Annotated in this window: 20 protein-coding genes, 1 tRNA gene and 1 other RNA gene; 10 read left to right on the top strand and 12 right to left on the bottom strand. The window is 38.0% G+C overall.

Annotated features, from left to right (window positions below; all coding sequences use genetic code 11):
* Positions 1 to 6: 6 nt before the first annotated feature.
* The 5 genes from ACE1ET_RS11900 to ribD all read right to left on the bottom strand — a co-directional run bounded on the left by ACE1ET_RS11900 (position 7) and on the right by ribD (position 5776).
* Positions 7 to 1056, bottom strand: coding sequence for an RluA family pseudouridine synthase (locus tag ACE1ET_RS11900; RefSeq protein ID WP_375728632.1), 1050 nt, complete (start codon positions 1054 to 1056; stop codon positions 7 to 9).
* Positions 1053 to 1865, bottom strand: coding sequence for a PASTA domain-containing protein (locus tag ACE1ET_RS11895; protein ID WP_375728631.1), 813 nt, complete (start codon positions 1863 to 1865; stop codon positions 1053 to 1055). The genes ACE1ET_RS11900 and ACE1ET_RS11895 overlap by 4 nt, the downstream gene beginning before the upstream one ends.
* A 126-nt stretch (positions 1866 to 1991) precedes the next feature.
* Positions 1992 to 2150, bottom strand: coding sequence for a 50S ribosomal protein L34 (gene rpmH / locus ACE1ET_RS11890; protein ID WP_375728630.1), 159 nt, complete (start codon positions 2148 to 2150; stop codon positions 1992 to 1994).
* 1072 nt (positions 2151 to 3222) lie between these two features.
* The gene (gene cls, locus ACE1ET_RS11885) at positions 3223 to 4692 is read right to left on the bottom strand and encodes a cardiolipin synthase (RefSeq protein WP_375728629.1); all 1470 of its coding nucleotides are present in this window, start codon (positions 4690 to 4692) and stop codon (positions 3223 to 3225) included.
* Between the two features lie 28 nt (positions 4693 to 4720).
* Entirely contained in the window at positions 4721 to 5776 is a 1056-nt protein-coding gene (ribD, locus tag ACE1ET_RS11880) for a bifunctional diaminohydroxyphosphoribosylaminopyrimidine deaminase/5-amino-6-(5-phosphoribosylamino)uracil reductase RibD (protein ID WP_375728628.1), read from the bottom strand.
* 39 nt (positions 5777 to 5815) lie between these two features.
* Between ribD and prmC the strand changes: the two genes are divergently transcribed.
* The gene (prmC, locus tag ACE1ET_RS11875) at positions 5816 to 6664 is read left to right on the top strand and encodes a peptide chain release factor N(5)-glutamine methyltransferase (protein WP_375728627.1); all 849 of its coding nucleotides are present in this window, start codon (positions 5816 to 5818) and stop codon (positions 6662 to 6664) included.
* Between the two features lie 4 nt (positions 6665 to 6668).
* Here prmC and ACE1ET_RS11870 read toward each other — a convergent pair whose 3' ends face one another.
* The 3 genes from ACE1ET_RS11870 to ffs all read right to left on the bottom strand — a co-directional run bounded on the left by ACE1ET_RS11870 (position 6669) and on the right by ffs (position 7809).
* On the bottom strand, positions 6669 to 7499 hold the full coding sequence (locus tag ACE1ET_RS11870) for an SDR family NAD(P)-dependent oxidoreductase (protein ID WP_375728626.1): 831 nt from the start codon (positions 7497 to 7499) through the stop codon (positions 6669 to 6671).
* A gap of 130 nt (positions 7500 to 7629) precedes the next feature.
* A tRNA-Thr gene (locus ACE1ET_RS11865) sits at positions 7630 to 7703 on the bottom strand.
* Between the two features lie 6 nt (positions 7704 to 7709).
* Positions 7710 to 7809, bottom strand: an RNA gene (gene ffs / locus ACE1ET_RS11860) — signal recognition particle sRNA small type.
* Positions 7810 to 7979: 170 nt separating this feature from the next.
* Here ffs and ACE1ET_RS11855 point away from each other — a divergent pair.
* The 5 genes from ACE1ET_RS11855 (at position 7980) to ACE1ET_RS11835 (ending at position 13005) form a co-directional block, all read left to right on the top strand.
* On the top strand, positions 7980 to 8570 hold the full coding sequence (locus tag ACE1ET_RS11855; protein WP_375728625.1) for a DUF4199 domain-containing protein: 591 nt from the start codon (positions 7980 to 7982) through the stop codon (positions 8568 to 8570).
* A gap of 14 nt (positions 8571 to 8584) precedes the next feature.
* Positions 8585 to 9541 (top strand): glycosyltransferase family 2 protein, encoded by a 957-nt coding sequence (locus ACE1ET_RS11850; protein ID WP_375728624.1) that lies wholly within the window; start codon positions 8585 to 8587, stop codon positions 9539 to 9541.
* A gap of 2 nt (positions 9542 to 9543) precedes the next feature.
* Entirely contained in the window at positions 9544 to 10065 is a 522-nt protein-coding gene (locus ACE1ET_RS11845) for a DUF7935 family protein (protein WP_375728623.1), read from the top strand.
* 2 nt (positions 10066 to 10067) lie between these two features.
* The gene (locus ACE1ET_RS11840; RefSeq protein WP_375728622.1) at positions 10068 to 10598 is read left to right on the top strand and encodes a nitroreductase family protein; all 531 of its coding nucleotides are present in this window, start codon (positions 10068 to 10070) and stop codon (positions 10596 to 10598) included.
* 82 nt (positions 10599 to 10680) lie between these two features.
* The gene (locus ACE1ET_RS11835) at positions 10681 to 13005 is read left to right on the top strand and encodes a transglycosylase domain-containing protein (protein WP_375728621.1); all 2325 of its coding nucleotides are present in this window, start codon (positions 10681 to 10683) and stop codon (positions 13003 to 13005) included.
* Here ACE1ET_RS11835 and ACE1ET_RS11830 read toward each other — a convergent pair.
* Positions 13002 to 13550: a nitroreductase family protein gene (locus ACE1ET_RS11830; protein WP_375728620.1), complete on the bottom strand. Its 549-nt coding sequence runs from the start codon at positions 13548 to 13550 to the stop codon at positions 13002 to 13004. The genes ACE1ET_RS11835 and ACE1ET_RS11830 overlap by 4 nt on opposite strands.
* 81 nt (positions 13551 to 13631) lie before the next feature.
* Here ACE1ET_RS11830 and argF point away from each other — a divergent pair, with 81 nt between their 5' ends.
* Both argF and dusB read left to right on the top strand, forming a co-directional pair.
* Positions 13632 to 14639, top strand: a complete 1008-nt coding sequence (gene argF, locus ACE1ET_RS11825; protein WP_375728619.1) for an ornithine carbamoyltransferase — start codon at positions 13632 to 13634, stop codon at positions 14637 to 14639.
* Between the two features lie 124 nt (positions 14640 to 14763).
* Entirely contained in the window at positions 14764 to 15747 is a 984-nt protein-coding gene (dusB, locus tag ACE1ET_RS11820; protein ID WP_375728618.1) for a tRNA dihydrouridine synthase DusB, read from the top strand.
* On the opposite strand, the gene ACE1ET_RS11815 is transcribed toward dusB, so the two are convergent.
* Positions 15744 to 17381, bottom strand: a complete 1638-nt coding sequence (locus ACE1ET_RS11815; RefSeq protein WP_375728617.1) for a hypothetical protein — start codon at positions 17379 to 17381, stop codon at positions 15744 to 15746. The two genes, dusB and ACE1ET_RS11815, sit on opposite strands and share 4 nt — an antisense overlap.
* Positions 17382 to 17418: 37 nt before the next feature.
* Positions 17419 to 18990, bottom strand: coding sequence for a hypothetical protein (locus tag ACE1ET_RS11810; RefSeq protein WP_375728616.1), 1572 nt, complete (start codon positions 18988 to 18990; stop codon positions 17419 to 17421).
* 98 nt (positions 18991 to 19088) lie between these two features.
* On the opposite strand from ACE1ET_RS11810, the gene surE reads away from it, so the two are divergent.
* Together surE and ACE1ET_RS11800 are read left to right on the top strand one after the other, a co-directional pair.
* Entirely contained in the window at positions 19089 to 19853 is a 765-nt protein-coding gene (gene surE, locus ACE1ET_RS11805) for a 5'/3'-nucleotidase SurE (protein ID WP_375728615.1), read from the top strand.
* Entirely contained in the window at positions 19846 to 20145 is a 300-nt protein-coding gene (locus ACE1ET_RS11800; protein ID WP_375728614.1) for a hypothetical protein, read from the top strand. Before surE ends, ACE1ET_RS11800 begins: the two co-directional genes overlap by 8 nt.
* A 58-nt stretch (positions 20146 to 20203) precedes the next feature.
* Here the strand turns inward: ACE1ET_RS11800 and ACE1ET_RS11795 are convergent, their stop codons facing one another.
* Positions 20204 to 20872 (bottom strand): uracil-DNA glycosylase, encoded by a 669-nt coding sequence (locus tag ACE1ET_RS11795; protein ID WP_375728613.1) that lies wholly within the window; start codon positions 20870 to 20872, stop codon positions 20204 to 20206.
* Positions 20873 to 20892 lie beyond the last annotated feature (20 nt).

The raw sequence follows: 20892 nt of genomic DNA, 5'->3' as shown, positions 1-20892 counted from the left end.
ATGAATTTATTCGAGATTTCGGTTAGCAACATAATTCCGCCACTTTTCAATTAACAGACTCATATCATCCGGTAATTCAGAGTTAAACTGCATAAATTTATTGGTTGCAGGGTGTACAAAACCCAATGTTTTGGCATGTAATGCCTGTCGGTCACAAATGCTGAAACAATTATCTATAAACTGTTTATACTTAGTAAATGTTGTGCCTTTCAGGATTTTATCGCCACCATAAGTTTTATCATTGAACAGTGGATGACTGATATGTTTCATGTGAACCCTAATCTGATGTGTTCTTCCGGTTTCGAGGTTACATTTTACCAGCGAGACGTAACCAAAACGTTCAAGAACTTCGTAATGTGTTACAGCATCTTTTCCATAGTCTCCTTCATTGTCAAATACATCCATTCCAATACGATCCTTAAGGTTTCGTCCAATTTTGCCTGTTACTGTTCCGGATTCTTCTTCAAAATCTCCCCAAACTATGGCGTTGTAGGTGCGTTCAGTTGTTTTATCAAAAAACTGTTTGGCGAGCTTGTTTTTTGCCAGTTCGTTCTTCGCAATCACCATAAGTCCGGTGGTGTCTTTGTCTATACGGTGAACTAAACCTGGTCTGGGATCATCTCCGTTAAACATTGGTAAGTCACTTAAATGATAAGCCAGCGCATTTACCAAAGTGCCTGTATAGTTTGCTATTCCGGGATGAACAACCAGTCCGGCGGGTTTATTGATCACCATCAAATGATCATCTTCGTAAACAATGTTTAAAGGGATATCTTCCGGAATAATTTTAAACTCATAGGGCGGATATTCGAGTACAATGGTTACAATATCGTTCGGTTTTACTTTGTAGTTTGGTTTAACACTTTTATTGTTAACTAAAATATTGCCGGCATTTGCAGCAGACTGAATTTTAGATCTTGAAGCATTTTTTATCCGGTCAACCAAAAATTTATCTACCCTTAACAGGGTTTGACCCGGATCGCATTCAAATCTGTAATGTTCAAAAAGTTCCTGGTCCTGGCTGTCTTCATCTATTTTATTTAAAGCTTCACTCATTTTGTAATATCTGTATTCAGTGTATCCGGCAAGAGTTTCAGTGTGTCGGCTGTAAGCCACAAGGTAATTGATGATCCAATATTAACCAGTGAACCAGATGTTGGTTTTTGATTTAATACGAATAAAGAATCTTTGTCCTGATCTTCTGTTAAATCCTTGTCGGCCAGTATTGTTGCTCCAATATTTAGTCCTTTGCCTGTTAACAGCTTTTCTGCATCAGTATAAAACTTACCTTTCAATTCGGGTAACATTGTTTTCTCACTACTCAAACCATTTGCGACTAAAACATCAATCCGGCTTCCTTCAATAACCGGTTTTCCTGGTTCTACTTCTTTGCCCTCAAAATGTTGTCCAATTACCAGATTCCTGAATTCAGAAGGGATGTAAATCGTATCGCCAATTTTCAGACCTGCACTTTCAAGCACTGTTTTGGCCTGCCTCAATGAAAGATCTCTGATATCAGGCATCGCAACACTCTTTCTGGTGGATGCATTAAATATGAGAAAAAGTTTTCGGTGCTTTTTTACCTTCGAACCAGCTTCAGGAACCTGTTCCCATAATGTTCCGTTTGGAACAGAGTCGGTGTAGATAGAGTCTATTATTTCATATCTGAGATTCTGATTATCCAGTACTCTTTTTATTTGTAGTTCATTCATCCCTTTTAAATCGGGAACAATTTCAGATTTGCCATGATTGGTGTAAAAATAAAGTCCAATAAATACAGAGGCAAGGATCAGAATTAATAAAATAATGCTGATTATAAGGTTTTTAAAAAAGACCTTTGAGGTTAGAAAGCGAATGATACTCATTTTGCGTGTTAAAAAATTTACGCGTAAAAGTAATGAATAAATAGAATGGAAAAAAATACAGGTAAAAAGTAATTGATAGGTCTGAAAACAAAAAAAGTAAAGATCTCTCTTTACTTCTCTTGTATATTATTTTCTTAACGCAGGCTCATCAGAAACAGTAAGTTTTTTTCTTCCTTTAGCCCGGCGAGCATTTAAAACACGACGACCGTTTTTTGATGACATTCTTTCACGAAAACCGTGTTTATTTTTTCTCTTTCTGTTTGAAGGTTGAAATGTACGTTTCATTTTTATTTTAATTTACTCTGTTTCTACTCCATAAATCGGGATGCAAAAATAGACTTTTTTATTAAGTCCCAAAAATATTTTACGGGTTTTTAATGAGCAATTGCAAATTATTTTTTGATTCTGTAATAAATCAGATGCAAAAGTAAGTGGTGAAGGCTATTTGTCATAAAGTGAGATTATTAAAATGTTAAAAGTTGAGCTGGGATAGCAGAATTAATGTTATGATGATAATTTGTTACTAATTATCATAAAAAAAGGGAAGTATGTAATAAAATAATGATATATTTGGCTCGCCAACAAACAGTTTTGTGTGGATTTTTCTGCATGAAAACCGGGGGGAGTTGAATATTCAACTCCCTTTTTGTTTTTATAACTTTCTGGTTAATAATTTCTGATGATCCACTCAATAAAATAGAAAATAATTTTAAATTAAATTTTTGATTTAGAGCGACTAAAGGAAATCTGGTATTTATCCTATCAAAAAAATAGCAAAACAATTTTAAAAATATTTGGTAGTTATTGAAAATTGTCTTTTCTTTGAACCATTCAACAAACAGGTAATTTTTTTCATAGGTTTAGGTTTAGGGTAATTTAGGTTAAGGATGAGCGCCCGCTCATCCTTAATTTTTTTATATACCTGTCATTTTAAAAATGTTTAAAATTGAAGTAAAAATTTGGCAAATATTAAAAAATGCCGTTACTTTGTTGTATTCAACAACAAACAGGTAATTTTTTTCATAGGTTTAGGTTTAGGGTAATTTAGGTTAAGGATGAGCGCCCGCTCATCCTTAATTTTTTGTCCTTGCCGGATAGATGTATTGATGTATATATGAAAAAATGTTAATTTGTTTTTAAGCCATTAAATTATTGGAAATGAATATTTTGATCCCCTTGTTAATGGGGCGTGTAAACGTTTTCAGGACAAATTTTAGCTGAAAATTTGCCGATATAAATTATATACTATACATTTGTATTACTTCTACGTATTTTTTCATAGGTTTAGGTTTAGGGTAATTTTAGAGGAGCAAAGATGCCTATCTTTGCTCCTCTTATCTTTTGAATATATAAGTGATTAGAGCAGAGGGCTGAAGAGCCTTGCCAGGGACTCAGTAAATTTTCGAAATCGTTTTCTTTTTTTCCATTCTTCCAGCGAAATTTCATGGGATGATGCCAGATCAGACATGAAATTTTCCCTTGCAGTAGCAGCTGTATCAGGATCATAAATAAATGCTGTAACTTCAAAATTGTCCTCAAAACTTCTGAAGTCCATATTGGCAGAACCGACAGCTGTCAGGCTGTCATCTGTAATTAAAAGTTTGCTGTGCAGAAAACCATCCTGATAAAAATAAACACGGACACCGGCTTCCATTATTTCTCTTAAATAAGAATGTGAAGATGCTTCGGTTATAGCAGCATCAGATTTCCCCGGAACAATTAATCTGACATCCGTTCCGCTCAGAGCCGCTGTTTTTAATCCCATTAAAATACTTTCTGTAGGCAAAAAATATGGGGATTCAATGTAGAGGTACTTTTCTGCGCCATTGATTGCAGTGAAAAATGCCTGTTCTATGGTTTTCCAGTCACTATCCGGACTGCTCCATGCGATTTGCATTCTAAGGTTGTTTTTCCTTGTTGGGATGATTTCAGGAAAATATTTGCTGGCTTTAATGCGTTCCCTGCTTACAAAATACCAGTCTAAAATAAAAATACTTTGTAAACTTGATACAGCATCACCCTCAATTTTAACATGTAAATCCCGCCATGCTCCTAGTTTTTTAACTCCTTTCACATAGCGGTCAGCTACATTTAAACCACCCGTGTATCCAATCTTTCCATCTATAACTACTATTTTTCTGTGATTCCTGTAGTTTATTTTGCTTGTAAAAAACGGAAACCTGACCTTCAGAAAAGGATAGACTTCGATTCCTCCGGAACGTAGTTTTTTGAAAAATTTCTGCTTTAAATGCCAGCTTCCAACATCGTCCACAATTAATCTTACTTCTACACCCTCTTTTATTTTTTCAAACAAAGCCTGAAGGATAGTGTTTCCGATGTTGTCGTCCTCAAATATATAATATTCCAGATGGATAAAAGATTTAGCCCTCTGAATATCATTCAAAAGTTCAGGAAACTTTTCGCTTCCATTATTCAGGAGTTTTATTTGGTTATTATCTGTAAATAATGTGTGATTGTTTCTAAATAAGAGAGATATGAGCTTTCTGTGTTTTTCCAGTTCGGACGGGAGTAATATTTTTTTGATGTTGAATTTATTTTTCAGAACGTCATAATACCCATTGATCAGTTCGATCTGTTTGATGCTTTTTCTGGAAATTATTTTTTGCCTGCGGTAATTTTGTCCAAAGAATATGTACAGGATCAAACCTGCATATGGTAGCAAAATAAGAACCAGTACCCACGACATGGTTTTAACCGGATTCCTGTTCTCCAGAACAATAAGTATGGCAATGCTCCATACCGTAACGATATAAATATGATTGAGAAGCTGGAGAACTACTTCAGGAAATTCGAAGCTATTAAACATATACAGTAATTATATTCTTATCTTAAAATTACTGTTTTTTGTTTTTAAATACAAGCAATATGGAATCAGACATTTTTTCTCTGCCAGTTAACTCTCCTGTTAAGCGTGGCGCATCTATGCCCGATATAAACGATTTATTGCCGATGAAACGCCATGCTTCATCCCAAAGACCTTTGGAAATAAATCCTTTCAGAAGGCGTGTGCCACCTTCGATGATAACAGACATGATATTTCTTTCATACAATTCATCCAAGATATCTTCATGAAGATAGTCTTCAAAATCAACTTCAAAATACTCCAGGTTTTTTACGTTCTTTTTGGCATCTCTGGTAAAAACCAGGGTTGGATTAACATAATCAAAAAGATGAAGTTCTGAGGGGAGCCTGTGCTGGCGGTCCAGTACCAGTCGTAACGGATTGTGACCTGTCCAGTAGCGTACACTTAACGAAGGGTTATCTCTTTCAGCAGTATTGGTTCCGACCATCACAGCATCCTCATCAGCCCGCTGTTTGTGAACCGCAACTTTACAGGCATCCGAAGTAATCCAGGTTGGTTTGCTAATGACTTTAGATCGGTCCCTGTCAATAAATCCATCAACTGTTTCGCCCCACTTAAGAATTACGTAAGGTCTTTTTTTATTGTGAAAGGTAAAGAACCTTTTATTAATTTCCCTGCATTCCTCTTCCAATAAGCCGACTTCCACTTTAATTCCAGCCTCTTCCATTTTTTCAACCCCTTTTCCAGCTACTTTTGAATATGGATCGATAGTTCCGATAACAACGTGAGGTATTTTGTTATCTATGATAAGGTTGCTGCATGGTGGGGTTTTACCGAAATGAGCACAAGGCTCAAGATTTACATATAAAGTCGAATCTCTGAGTAGTGTTTTATCTTTTACACTGTTGATGGCATTTACTTCGGCATGAGGCCCTCCATATTCAATGTGGTAGCCTTCGCCTATAATTTTATCTTTATGTACAATAACACATCCAACCATTGGATTGGGAGATACGTGCCCCGATCCGAATCCTGCCAGCGTTAAACAGCGCTGCATAAATAACTCCGGTGAGTTAACTTTTTTCATGTTTTTAATGCTCTAACCTTTTCTTACCTTTGCAAAGCTATGCAAAAAAACATCAACTACATAAAACAAAAGCTGGGCGGTCTGTATCCGGATCGCGAGGTCGAAAGTTTTGTTGTCTGGATACTGGGGCATGTTCTTGGATATGACAAAACACGTATCTTGCTGAATAATGACAAGATACTACCTAAAGATGTGTCATCAAGGATTTCGTCAATTGTTGATCGTCTTACTAAGTACGAACCTATCCAATATATAACGGGTGATACTGAATTTGTAGGACTGAATCTTAATGTTAGACCCGGAGTATTGGTTCCCAGACCGGAAACTGAAGAACTGGTATCTCGTATCAGCAATAAAGTGGCAGCAAATTCAGCTAATATACTGGATATTGGGACCGGATCAGGTTGCATAGCACTTGGATTGAAGAAGTATATGCCAGGAACCAAGGTGTTTGGCTGTGATATATCGCAGGTTGCGATTGAACTGGCCAATGAAAATGCTAAGCTAAATAATCTGGACGTACACTTTTTTTATTACGATATCTTATCTCAAAACGGTACATTGCCCGTTAAAAAGTTTAACATGATTGTAAGTAATCCGCCCTATGTGCTGGAAAGTGAAAAAGTTCAAATGGAAGCCAATGTCCTGAAGTATGAGCCACACAGTGCTTTGTTTGTTCCCGATGATGATCCATTGATTTTTTATCAGAGAATATCTGAATTTGCCCGGTTATATCTGGCGAATGATGGTGAAATATGGTTAGAAATTAATGAAAATAAAGGAGCCGAGGTTAAGCGTTTGCTGGAAAATAACTCTTTCCATGATGTGGTTATTTTGAAAGATATTTTCGGAAAACAACGGTTTGTTTATGGAAAATTTGGGGAATAAACAGTTAGAATTTTTTTATCCCCATCTGCTTTCTAAACAAAAAGTCCATCAAACGGTCAGAAGCATATTTTCTGAGAATGAAAAGAGATTTTGCAAGTAGTGTTACTCTGTATCTTGCACGTGGATTTCGTTTATGAACAGCTTTAAAAATTACATTGGCCACATCATATGGCTTTCCTGCCACACGGTCACTTAATGTGTTTTTTGACCATCCCGTCAAACGATTGATCATTGACTTATATACACTTGATTCCGGAACATGATCGGCAGAAGAATATGCTGTTTCTCCGAACATTGTGCGTATTGGTCCTGGTTCAATGGTTATTACTTTGATGCCAAACTGTCCCACTTCCAGGCGTAACGCATCTGATAATGCTTCTACTGCAAATTTTGATGCACAATACCAGCCGCTTAAAGGCATGGAAACTTTTCCTGCAATGGAACTGATATTTACAATGATACCTTCCTGATGTTTTCGAATCAGAGGTAATGCATGCCTGGTCACTGATGCCAGTCCGAGAACATTGGTATTCATCTGGTTAAATGCCTGTTCTTCGGTTATTTCTTCAATCGGACCCATTTGTCCGTATCCGGCATTGTTAATCAGGCCGTAAAGCTGAATTTCGTCTTTTTCAATCTTTGCAACCACATTTTTAATGGATTCTGTATTTGTGACGTCAAGATATAAGGTTACGGCGCCTTTATTTTTCAAATCAGTGATGGTTTCAGGTTTGCGCGCCGTGGCGTAAACAACGAAACCATTTTTAAGAAGTAATTCTGCTGTGGCTCTGCCGATACCTGAGGAACAACCGGTTATAAGAAATGCTTTTGACATGTAAGTGAGTTTTTAGCGTTTTACAATTACGTGAAAATACTTCAATATGTTATATTTTGTAACTTAAATTAACTAACGTACACGTCGAGGTATAAAAAAAGAGGTAAATCAATATAATTTACCTCTTAAGAGCCGGATCTCAGATTCGAACTGAGGACCCCGAGATTACAAATCACGTGCTCTGGCCAACTGAGCTAATCCGGCATAAAAAGAGGGCAAGCTGCCCGTATCGCACCGCTACAACCGCCTACCCTTGCTGCCGTCAAGCCCTGGGGGAATTCAGCAGGAGCTGGTCGTACGGGACTTGCCCGGGCGCAAAAGTAGAAATTTTACGATTCATCGCAAACTTTTTAAACTTTTTTTGAATGGTATATTTCAGTTTCATTTCATACAGGGCATGGTGATTTCTCAGAATAAAGAAATTCTATCATCGCTCTTTGACTAAAAACTAATATATTTGCCCTATTAATTTAAAATACTATGGAAAAGGATCAATCAATTATTAGTAATTCAATGTTTTACGGTTTCATTTTTGGAATAGTGCTGGTAATTTACAACATTATTCTTACTACAACAGGTATGAATAAAACGCTTATTTCAGGTGGTTTCACAATGTCGATGATGTCGATGCTGCTATCTCTGATCTTATATTTTGGTGGCGTTTTTATTTCTCAGCAACAATACCGAAACAGAAAATTGGGCGGATATATTACATATGGTAAAGCATTTACGTTTGGGTTATTGGTAACCGTTTTTGCGTCATTACTGGTTGCTGTATATAGTTATGTATATGCGCAATGGGTGAATCCTGATTACGGAAAGGAATTGTATGAGATGTCCAGGCAACTTACCATGGATATGCTTGACCGTTTTAATGCTCCGGCAGAAGCAGTGGATCAGGCTTTGGCTAAACTTGAGGAAAATGGTATCTCAACACCACAGGATTTTGCATTCGGATCTATAACAAATGGGATCATTATTGGAACGATCATCAGCCTGCTAACCTCCATTTTTGTTAAAAAAGTGAACAAAGATCCTTTTGCGGGAATAGAAGAAGACATAACAGAATAATAGAAAACAGTTTGATGGATATATCTATTGTAATTCCCTTGTTTAACGAGGAAGAATCATTGCCGGAGTTGACAAAATGGATAAATGATGTGGTTGTTAAAAATAAATTTGCAACCGAAATTATATTTGTTGATGACGGAAGTAATGATGATTCTTGGAATGTCATTAAAAAACTTAAAGAGAGTTACACCACCATAACAATAAATGCTATAAGTTTCCGGCGGAACTATGGCAAATCTGCTGCCTTATATTGTGGATTTGATGCGGCTGTAGGTGATGTGGTTTTTACCATGGACGCTGATCTTCAGGACAATCCTGAAGAAATTCCTCCCATGTATGATATGATTATGAAGGAGGGATATGATATGGTTTCGGGATGGAAAAAGAAACGATACGATCCTGTATTTTCAAAGAACCTCCCCAGTAAATTCTTCAACTGGACTGCGAGAAGAATGAGTGGAATTCAACTGCATGATTTTAACTGCGGACTCAAAGCCTATAAAAATAGAGTGGTTAAGAGTATTGAGGTTTACGGAGATATGCACCGTTACATTCCTGTTTTAGCCAAATGGGCAGGGTTCAAAAAAATCGGTGAGAAAGTAGTCCAGCATCAGGAACGAAAGTTTGGCGTAACAAAGTTTGGGCTGGAACGATTTATCAGAGGCCCGCTGGATTTGTTATCTGTTACGTTCATTTCCAGATTCGGGAAAAGGCCAATGCATTTTTTCGGAGTCTGGGGAATTATAATGTTTTTAATTGGTGTAATAGCAGCTGTTTGGGTTGGCGTTCAAAAATTGTTAGCGTTGTCGCATCATCTTAAAGCACCATTGGTTACTGATAATGCATTTTTTTATATTGCACTCACTTCAATGATCATAGGGGCACAGCTGTTCCTTTCTGGTTTTATTGCGGAGTTGGTTTCGCGTAACGGGGCCGAACGTAATAAATACCTTATTGCCGAAAAAATTTGATTATGAATGAACTTTGGGATGTGATTAAGTACTTATTGCCGGCTTTATTGGTATGGTTGGCGGTTTATACTACACAGAAGCGGTTTTTTAAGCTGACAGAAAACCGCAGGTATTTTGAATTGAAGAATAATAATCTTAAGGTCACAACACCATTACGGTTTCGTGCGTATGAACGCATGATTCTTTTTCTTGAACGGATAACACCAGAAAACCTTGTACTCAGGGTTCAGCGTCACGATATGAATGCCATGCAGTTGCATAGTGAACTTTTAAAAACTATCCGCATGGAATATGAGCATAATTTGTCGCAACAATTATACGTTTCGCCTGAAGCATGGACATTGATCGTAACGGCAAAAGAAAGTGTAGTTAGATTATTAAATTCAACAGTGTCAGGAATAAATCCTCAGTCACCTGCACTTGAATTATCAAAAGAATTCATTGAGGATTATCACGATGCAGGTAAAACGCCTGTAGATCTGGCAAAGAATCAGTTGCAAAAAGAGGTAAGTCAATATTTTTAGTTATGGATTTTAAAGAACTGATCCAAAAGCGATATTCAGTACGACAATACAAAGATATTATTATTGGCAGGGAGAAAATTGAAATGATTTTGGATGCTGGTAGGATAGCTCCTTCAGCTGTAAACTATCAACCCTGGCAATTCATTGTCATTCGTGAACCGGAAATGTTGGAAAAAATACATTCCTGTTATTCCCGTGAATGGTTCAAAACGGCTCCGGTTGTAATCGTAATTTGTGGGGATCATGCTGAAGGATGGCACAGAAAGGCTGATGGGAAGGATCATACCGATATAGATGTGGCAATTGCTGTAGATCATATGACATTACAGGCAGCGGAAATGGGACTTGGAACATGTTGGGTATGTAATTTTAATCCCATTCTTACACGTGAAATTCTGAATCTTCCTCCAAATATTGAACCGATTGCAATGCTGCCTGTCGGAATCCCTGCTGATAATGATGATCTGTCTTCAAAAGTAAAAAAACGCAAACCCCTTAATCAGATCGTCCATTGGGATTGTTATAATGGTTGACGTGATAAATTACAGATGCGTTTTACCGCTACGTGCAATTTATCTGTAGTTTGTCGTTTATAGGTAAAACGAAATCTATTTTATGGCTCTGAAATCTAAAAAGCGTTTTCTCAGAATTGTTATTATATTATTTCTGTCTGCTGTTCTGCTGCTTGTTGCGGGGCTTAGTATGCTTTTTTCTGGCAGATGGGGCAATATTCCTACGAAAGAGGAACTGAAAGACGTAAGAAATTACCTGGCTTCAGAAGTTTACAGTGACAATAATGAATTGTTGGGTAAATACTTTTTTGAAAACCGGTCTAATGCATCTTTTGATGAGATTCCCACATTTATTATTCAGGCATTGGTGGCAACTGAAGATGCCCGCTTTTTTGAGCATGGAGGAATTGACAGGCGCAGTGTAATAAGAGTTTTGGTGAAATCCATATTGATGGGAGACAGAAGCTCAGGTGGAGGAAGTACAATCAGCCAGCAACTCATTAAAAACCTTTATCCCCGAATTGGGGATTCATTTTTAAGTCTTTCTTTCAGTAAAGTGAAGGAAATGATTGCAGCAAGGCGTCTGGAAGATATCTATAGCAAGGATGAGATTCTGACCCTCTATCTGAATACGGTTCCGTTTGGTGACAATACATTTGGAATTAAAAGTGCAGCAGATCATTATTTTAGTAAGGATCTCAAAGATCTGACAGTGGAGGAGGCTGCTGTTCTCATTGGGATGTTGAAGGGAACCAATTTGTACAACCCGTATTATCATCCGGAAAACGCACTGCCTCGGCGAAATATCGTTTTAAATCAAATGGTTAAATACAATTACCTGGAAGAAAATGTAGCCGATTCACTAAAGGAAATACCTCTTGAAATAAACTATAAACTATTGTCTCATCACAGTGGGTTGGCACCGTATTTCAGGGAATATCTGCGGCAGGATCTGCAGAAGTGGTGTGCCACACACTTTAAAGAAAACGGGGATCCATACGATTTGTATAGGGATGGTCTTAAAATTTATACCACCATTGATGCCGGGTTGCAAAGGGATGCAGAGGATGCAATGAAGTATCATATGAGCCGGCTTCAGAGCGATTTTGATAATCACTGGAAAAACAGTAAACCATGGAACAAACATCCGGAAATCATTAGAAATGCCATTGAAAATTCTGACAGGTTTAAGCGGATGGTGAAGCAGAATAAAACAAGAACTGAAATTGATTCTGCATTTAATGCACCTGTTAAACGTAAAATGTTTTCGTGGAACGGGGAAAAAGATATGACGATCACTCCATTGGATTCCATAAAATACAGTCTTCAGTTTTTGCATACAGGATTGCTTGCATTGCAACCCGACAGCGGATATGTAAAGGCCTGGGTTGGTGGAATAAACCATAAATACTACCAGTACGATCATGTGCTTTCCAGGCGTCAGGTTGGTTCAACGTTTAAACCTTTTGTGTACACTACAGGACTTGAATATGGCATTGAACCCGATGATTTTTTTAAAAATGACAGCATTGTTTACACGGATTATGACAACTGGACTCCTTCGAATTCAGATAACAAATACGGAGGGGAATACTCGGTTCTTGGTGCTTTGGTAAATTCCGTAAATACGGTTACCGTTCAGGTTGCCATGAAGTGCGGTCTTGAAAATGTAAAACAAACGGCATATGATCTTGGGATCAAAACAAGCTTGCCGGATGTGCCTTCAATAGCGCTTGGTACAGCTGAGATTCCACTTATTGAGATGGTGCCGGCCTATGCTGCCTTTGTAAATGGCGGATATCGGGTTGAACCGTATTATCTGACACGGATTGAAGATAGAAACGGGAAAGTGCTGGAAGAATTCAGACCAGTAAAACCGGTTAAAGTACTGGATGAGGACGTGGCTCTTACCATGGCTTATATGCTAAAAATGGTGGTGGACAGCGGCACAGCACGATCTATTCGCTCGACGTATGGTATAAGAATGGATATGGGTGGAAAAACCGGTACAACTCAGCAGAATGCTGATGGCTGGTTTATAGGATTAACACCTGATTTGATCACCGGTATTTGGGTCGGAGCAGAAAATCCGGCAATCCATTTCCGTACCATAACATACGGACAGGGCGCATACATGGCTTTGCCAATATTTGCCAATATGGTAAAAAATACGCAGGCTGATGGCGAATACACACGGTATTTCGATAGTTCATTTAAAATGATGAATAACAGAATGGCCCGGCAGTTCGATGTGGCAATGTACCGCGATCACGCAGAACCTGCTGACAGAATTGAACAGTTAATAGATATTGTGGGAGATATTTTTGCAGGAAATAAAAAACATGTAAAAAGTGATTCCACAAAGGTTAAAGAGGAATCGTTTTTGGAAAAACTGGGAAATTTATTCAGGAAAAAGAAAAACCGTTAGTCAAAGCTATATTTGTTTTTGAACTGGTTGTATGATATTCTGTCCTTTTTCAATTTTTGAATGTCATGCGGTTCCTTGTTTTCATCTTTGTATCCTAAGGCAATAATGGATTCTATCATCATGTTTTCAGGAATATTCAGTATCCCCCGGATATATTTCTCAGAGGTGGTTTGTTCGTCATAATCTCTGTTTCTTATCTGGACCCAGCAGCTTCCCAGACCGGAATCTTCAGCTGCCATTTGCAGGTTGATGGATGCAATTGATGTATCCTCTATCCATACATCGCTGGTTGCCGGATCTGCCAGAATAACGATGGCGATCGGTGCTTCTGCAATTAGTTTTGATCCATGTGGTTTACTCATAGATAGACGTTTCAGTAGCGCCTGGTCATCAATTAAAACAAAATGCCATGGGCTTCTGCTTTTGGATGACGGTGACATCAAACAAGACTGTAATATTTTATCAATTATACTTTTGTCAGGTTTTTCACTCTTAAATTTCCTGCAACTACGTCTCGATTTGATAAGTTCAAAAAAGGATTCCATAAATTATGAGGGTTATCAGATTTACTACACTTCAGATTTACTATTTTAGTGCAAATATACAACGCAAAAAAAGCAATTGTTATGGTGAATCCATTATTTAATCGTCATTTTCTTAAATTACTGGACCTCAGTACGGAAGAGATAAAAATGCTGCTTGATTTGTCAGCAAAACTGAAAGCGGAAAAGGAAAAGGGTGTATTGATACCAAGGCTTGAAAACAAACAGATTGCGCTGATATTTGAAAAAACTTCAACACGAACCCGTTGCGCATTTGAAGTTGCTGCCAAAGATATGGGAGCGCACACCACGTACCTGGGACCAAGCGGCAGTCAGATAGGGCATAAGGAATCTATAAAGGATACGGCCCGCGTATTGGGTCGAATGTATGATGGCATTGAATATCGTGGATTCGGTCAGGAGATTGTTGAGGAACTGGCTGCATATGCAGGTGTACCCGTCTGGAATGGATTGACCAATGAATATCACCCTACTCAGATTCTGGCAGATTTTCAAACCATGCAGGAACATTCAGACAAGGAGCTTAAGGACATCACATTTGCGTATTGTGGTGATGCCCGTTATAACATGGGAAATTCGTTGATGGTTGGAGCTGCAAAGCTTGGAATGGATTTCAGGGCTGTGGCTCCAAAGGAATTTTGGCCAAACGAAGAACTTGTGAAAAAATGCAGGATGATTGCCGCTGAAACCGGATCAACAATAACATTAACAGAAAGCGTTGATGAAGGTGTAAAGGGATGTGATTTTATTTATACCGACGTTTGGGTCAGTATGGGAGAACCACCTGAAGTTTGGGCCGAAAGAATACACATGCTGAAACCCTATCAGGTCAATACCGAAATGCTGCAAAAGACAGGTATGGAGAATGTGAAATTTCTGCATTGTTTGCCTGCATTCCATAACAGGGAAACTAAAACAGGTGAGGAGATATTTCAAAGATTCGGAATGGAAGCGCTGGAAGTGACCGATGAGGTTTTCGAATCAGATGCATCAATTGTTTTTGATGAAGCTGAAAACAGGATGCATACCATTAAAGCAGTGCTGGTAGCAACTCTGTGTGAGCATTTTTAGTTTAAAATTATTATAGAATTATAAATTTTAAACATAAATACCTTCATATTAAGTTCCCTTTAAGTCAGTAAAAACATTTGTTTTATCTTCGCGGTTTGATAACAAAACGCGTTATATAAGCTTAATGAAAATTGGCGACATAATATTTAATCAAAGAGCTGTGCTTCTGGCACCCATGGAAGATGTTACGGATGGTGTGTTCAGGAAAATGTGCAGAAAATTTGGTGCTGATCTTGTATTTACAGAATTCGTTTCGGCAGATGCTTTGATTCGGAACGTCAACAGAACTGTGAATAAAATTCAGATTGATCCGGAAGAAAGGCCCGTTGCCATTCAAATTTATGGCAAAGACCCGGAAGCGATGGCTGAAGCAGCAAAAATTGCAGAAGAAGCAGCACCGGAAATTATCGATATTAATTTTGGTTGTCCTGCCCGGAAAATTGCCACAAAGGGAGCTGGGGCAGGGCTTTTGCGCGATATTCCTCTTTTAATGAAAATTACAAGGCATGTTGTTAATGCTGTTAAGACTCCGGTTACGGTTAAAACTAGGCTGGGCTGGGATAACAATTCAAAACAAATTAAAGAGATTGCTTTACAGTTAATGGATGCCGGTATTAAAGCCATAACCATTCACGGGCGTACAAGGGAGCAGATGTACAAAGGTTCGGCTGACTGGACTTTAATTAAAGAAGTCAAGCAGATGCCGGAAATAACAATTCCAGTCATAGGAAATGGAGACATCAGAACACCGGCTGAAGCTGAATTTGCATTCAATACGTTTGGCGTGGATGCTATTATGGTCGGACGTGCATCAATAGGTGCTCCATGGATTTTTAAAGAGATTACAGAATACCTTACAACAGGCGAAAATAAGACGTGGTATTCTAACGCACAAAAAGTGGATATACTGAAGCAAATGCTTTATGAAAACTGCGAAAAGTCAGGAGAAATAAGGGGTATATTACATACCAGAAGACACCTGGCTGCTTCACCTGTTTTTAAGGCCCTGGATAATTTCAGACCGCTGCGAATTAAAATGTTACGATCCGAATCTGTGCAGGAAATTTTTTCAATACTCGATGAAGTAACAAATACTTATTTTGCCTAAAACCCAATGTTAAAGCCTGTTGACAAGGTAAACAGATTTCCTCTGAAAAAAGCAGGAATATATCTGTCAGCCATCTCTCCGTCTGTATTGCTAAATGATGCATTTACAAACAAATGTAACCCGTAAGTAGGCTCATAGTTAAAACACAGGTTAGCAACTGATCGTCTGTATTTGACTTCCTCTATAAAGGGATGCCGGACAAGATCTGGTGATGTACGATTATAGCCATATTCTTCTCCTTTTCGTTCCAGCGTGTAGTTACCGGTAATATTCAGGTTTTTTGCCGGATGGAACCGGAGTTCAAAAAATAGTACGTCAGCATTATCCCGCATATAGTGGCCAATATTGTAGCCATTGCTTTGATAAGTAGTTGTGGCAATATCGTGCTGGTAGGTTACAGGAACTGTTTTTGTATATTCGGCTGTAAAAAAAAGATTTTCAACCGGCCAGTTACTAACCATTATGCCGGTTTTCTGACTGTAGAAATTGTGTTCATCCGGTGATGTCCAACGTGCAATTTTTAATTCGTCAATAAACTGAACATGATACAGATGTACATGATTAATCCCTCTGAAGCTGATGTCGAAAAACATGGAGGAATTCTGTCCCACATTTTTACCTACACCATCTGTGGAGTTATTAGAGTGGTCAACTGATTTATAAAATAAAAAGGGGATAAGATAGCCCGGATTAATCTGGTAATCGCTGTAGACAATGGAATTACCAAACGACAGGTTCAGTGTGTGCCATGGTCTGAATGTAAACATGTTAGAAGCAATGTATTTTTTATGCATCACGTCACGATGTATTCCGTTATTCAGAACGTAGGAATTTGTGCTGTCAATCACATTTGAGATCAGCCAACCGTGCATATAATTGAATTCAAACCAATCCCAGGGAGTGAGTTTAAGTTTGATGTGCGCAAAAGAAGGTGCCCGGTCAGAAATAATGTTGGATCCCGAATAATTGGTTCCAACCGTATAAAAATCTTTGACCAGTCCTACTGATACCCAGTCTTTTTGATACGTAATTCCACCCAGCATTTCACTGTAATCCAGTCCTTTGTAGTTGCCTCCTGTACGTTGTGTCAGAAAAGCAGGTTTTGATATCGCTTCAGATTCATGATTATCGCGCAGGCTTGCATAAAATCCCCAATTCCCTTTTGATCCATAAGCTTCGGCACCGCCCCAGCGATGATACATTGATCCATTATCATTGAAAAAATTATTGATTCCCCAGATGGGTTTAATAGCCAGTTGTGATCCGGAATCGGCATAGTAAAAGCCTAAGGGATGAAGAGAAAATGAGGTATTGGGATTTGGTTTGTACAAATCAATATTTCCTGATTTTTTGGGTTTGTAATTTAAATCATTTTGATATTCCCTCAAATACCAGTTCAGTTCTTTGGCTTGTCGTGCACTGAGTTTATCTTTTTGATTTTTTATCTGGAGTAATAATTCTGCAACTGTTTTACGCGAATACGGTTTAATGGAAGTATTTAAAACAATCAGCTTTGCGTTTGCCATTTCATCCAGAAAGGCATAAATATCTGTTTCATGGATATTCACAGGTATATCCTGGGCTGAAATAATCTGAAACGAAAAGAACAGTAATATGATTATTTTAATTTTCATTCTCAAAAATTTACAGGATCAAAAATAGTAATTATTGTTACAGGCCAATGATGAATCCGGTTCTAAAAAAGAAATCCACATTCTCATTATAATCCACCACCCTGAATGACGGATCATCACCCTTGTGGTTTATAAAATGTATTCCGGCAAATAAAGATGAACTGTATCCCGATTTTAACGTAAATTCAAAGCTGAAAATATCTGTTTTGCGTTTAACAGGGCTAAGTATTTCAAAATCGTAGGGGTAGGGATTTGAATACGTGTAACTATCACCCCAGGCTTCCCTTTGATAGCCTGCCTGAATCATGAGATTAAAAGTAGGGTTCATCACAAATTCCAATCCATAAAATCTTCTGTTGTCCACTGAATACCTGTTTGTGCTTAACCATAAATTATATAAGGGTGACGTTTTGTGATCCAAAAATAACGGAGACTGAACATTGTAAAATCCATGGATGTTTAGATTTGGTGCAGGCCAGTTGCTGAGCGAGATGTCAAAATAAAGAGCATGCACATTTTTATCGTAGTCTGATTGCATCCTTTCCATGCTGAATGCATCAATAATATGGCTGAAGGAAAAATTCAGATGTCTAACCGATGCGATATTGATCCTGTAAAACAGAAAGGTATTTTGTTTCGGATCATTGGAAACATAAAAATTTACCGGAATCAGGTACGTTGATTTAAAGCCGTTATTTTTTAGAAAAGCCGATTGACCCAGTGCTAATTCAATTGATTTATACGGATTAATGATCAATTGATTAGTAGCAAATGAGGTTATCAGGTTGGTGCCTGAAAAGTAATTTGAAATTTGTGTATTATCAAAACTTGTATTAATGTATCCGGTTCTGAACTGATAGGATAACCATGGCAATGGGCTGGTTGTGATTAAAATACTAGGAAATGCGGGTGTGTAAGTATTCAAAACACTAATTTCTTTAGCAACCGGCATTAATTTCGGATTATCGAAAGAAAAAGCCGTAGTAAGGAAATTATTAGAGAATGAAATACCCGCCTTGATTTCGTTTCGTGATGCGTAACTAAAACCCAGCGCAGGGAAATGCTCCTGTATATATGGTTCGTAGGTATACTGTGAGTTGCCATTTCTGCGATAAGAAAAATAGTATCCTACAGGACCAATGTTACCTGATGTTTTTAACCCGTAATGATATTGCAGGTTTTTGTCAACGCTGTTAAGAGTAAACATTGTGCCTGCTAAAGGTGTTAGGGAAAAGCCTCCATTTTCATTTCGGATATAAAGTCCGGGAGGATTAATTCCCAGAGAGAAATTCTCAAATCGTGCAATATCCACATCGTGCTCGTACCATCGGTTTGCTTCGTTGTACAATTTGAAATACCTGACATAAAATCCAAGTTCCTGCTTTTGCCTTTGGTTAAGATCTCTGGCGTTGTATTCGGCTTGTTCAAGAATATTATAAATGCTTTTTTCTGACCATTCAAATGAACTTTGATTGAGGTTATCAATTATATGTTCAGTTTCCAGTTCGTTAAGGAATAACATTAAATGATCGTCCGGAGATACAGGTACATATTGTGCAAAGCCGGATATGCTTATAAACAGGAATAATATGGCAGATTTAAACTTCAAGATTACGATATAAAAACAAATGTAGTAATTTTTAGTTACAACCGTCAGGCTGGTTTTTTTGTCACCTTCAATTGATTAATTTTGTAAAAATTTATTTCATGGCTAAACCATTAATACTCATAACAAACGATGATGGATTTCGTTCTAAAGGTATAAACAGCCTTGTGGAAGCGTTGAAACCGTTAGGCGAAATTTTCGTAATCGCACCGAACAGTTCCAGATCAGGTATGTCCGGAGCTATAACTGTAAAGGAACCTATACGGATAGCAAAGGTGTGGGAAGAGGAGGGAATTTCAATTTATCGTTGCAGCGGTACGCCGGTAGACAGCATTAAAATAGCTATTAATCAACTGTTGCCCCGTAAACCCGATGTAGTTGTTTCAGGGATAAATCACGGTTCAAACACATCTATTAGTGTGCATTATTCCGGGACTATGGGAGCAGCAATTGAAGGATGTTTTAACGGCATTCCTTCCGTTGGAATAAGTCTGAAATCGTTTGATCCGGATGCTGATTTTACACAGGCTGAAAAATTTGCGAAAACGATTGTAAAGGATGTTCTGAAGAACGGTTTGCCGAATGGTGTTTGCCTGAATGTTAATGTGCCTGACGAGGAACAGATTAACGGGGTTAAGATATGCAGACAGGCTAATGGCGTGTGGTCGGAGGAATTTGAGAAACGGGTTGATCCGCATGGCGGAACATATTACTGGCTCACAGGGTATTTTAAAGATCATGAACCGGACTCAGAAGAAACGGATGAATGGGCACTGAAAAATGGTTTTGTTTCTGTGGTTCCCTGTATGATTGATTTGACAGCATACAACTTTATGGATAATTTAAATGAAAGGTTAAATGGTTGAACCGGATCCGGATTACAGTAAATTTTGGTGGGGATTCTTACCGGGGATTGTTTTGCCACCGGTTATTATGGCCATATATTTTTTCGTGAATGTTTCTACCGATGCCTATCTTGATTTTTTTCAGGAAATGGTGAAGCAGAGAATATTTCCGGCTTTGGTTGCTGTAAGTTCAATTATTAACCTTATTATTTTCTATTTTTTTATGCAAAAGGAAAAATGGAAAGCAGGACGTGGTGTTATCCTTGCAACCATGATCTATGCATTGGTGATGATGGCTTTCAAATTTTTTTAATTTATAGAACACAAGAATTAAAATGCAAGCTGTAAGACATAATCCTGATTCGTAATTCTTAAATTTTCCAGTCTATTTCAGTCTTTCCTTTTGAGCGCAAATATTCGTTGGTTCTGCTAAAGTGATGATTCCCGAAAAAACCGCGTGAAGCGGAAAGAGGAGAGGGGTGTACTGATTTTAAAATCAGGTGTTTTTGTGGATTTATCATTTCGGCTTTTTTCTGTGCATAGGCTCCCCAAAGCAGGAAGACCAGATTCTCCCTTTTTTCAGCCAGTTGCTTTATGGCTTCATCTGTAAAGGTTTCCCAGCCTTTCTTTTGGTGCGATCCTGCATTATGAGCCTGAACCGTTAAAGTAGCATTTAAAAGTAATACACCCTGTTCAGCCCATTTGGTCAAATCTCCGTTTGCCGGAACCGGAATATTTAAGTCTCCCTTAATTTCTTTAAAGATATTATTCAGTGAAGGTGGAAATGCAATGCCTTGCTGAACAGAGAAACAAAGTCCGTGAGCCTGTCCGGGGCCGTGGTAAGGATCTTGTCCGATAATTACTACTTTGGTTTTATTGAACGGACAAAGATTAAATGCATTAAAAATGAGGTTTCCTGGAGGATAAACTTTTTTAGTTTTATATTCATTTTTAATAAAGTTAACCAGTGACTGAAAATATTCTTTCTCAAATTCAGGTTCCAGTACCTCCTTCCAGGAGTCTTCTATTTTAACATCCATTATTTTGTGTTTTTGCTAAA

Origin of the sequence: Quyinboa mangrovi, assembly GCF_042219825.1 — a bacterium.
Classification (GTDB): domain Bacteria; phylum Bacteroidota; class Bacteroidia; order Bacteroidales; family UBA5342; genus JBHJHP01.
The sequence above is the reverse complement of the archived record's forward strand: the minus strand, read 5'-3'. Positions and strand labels throughout refer to the sequence as shown.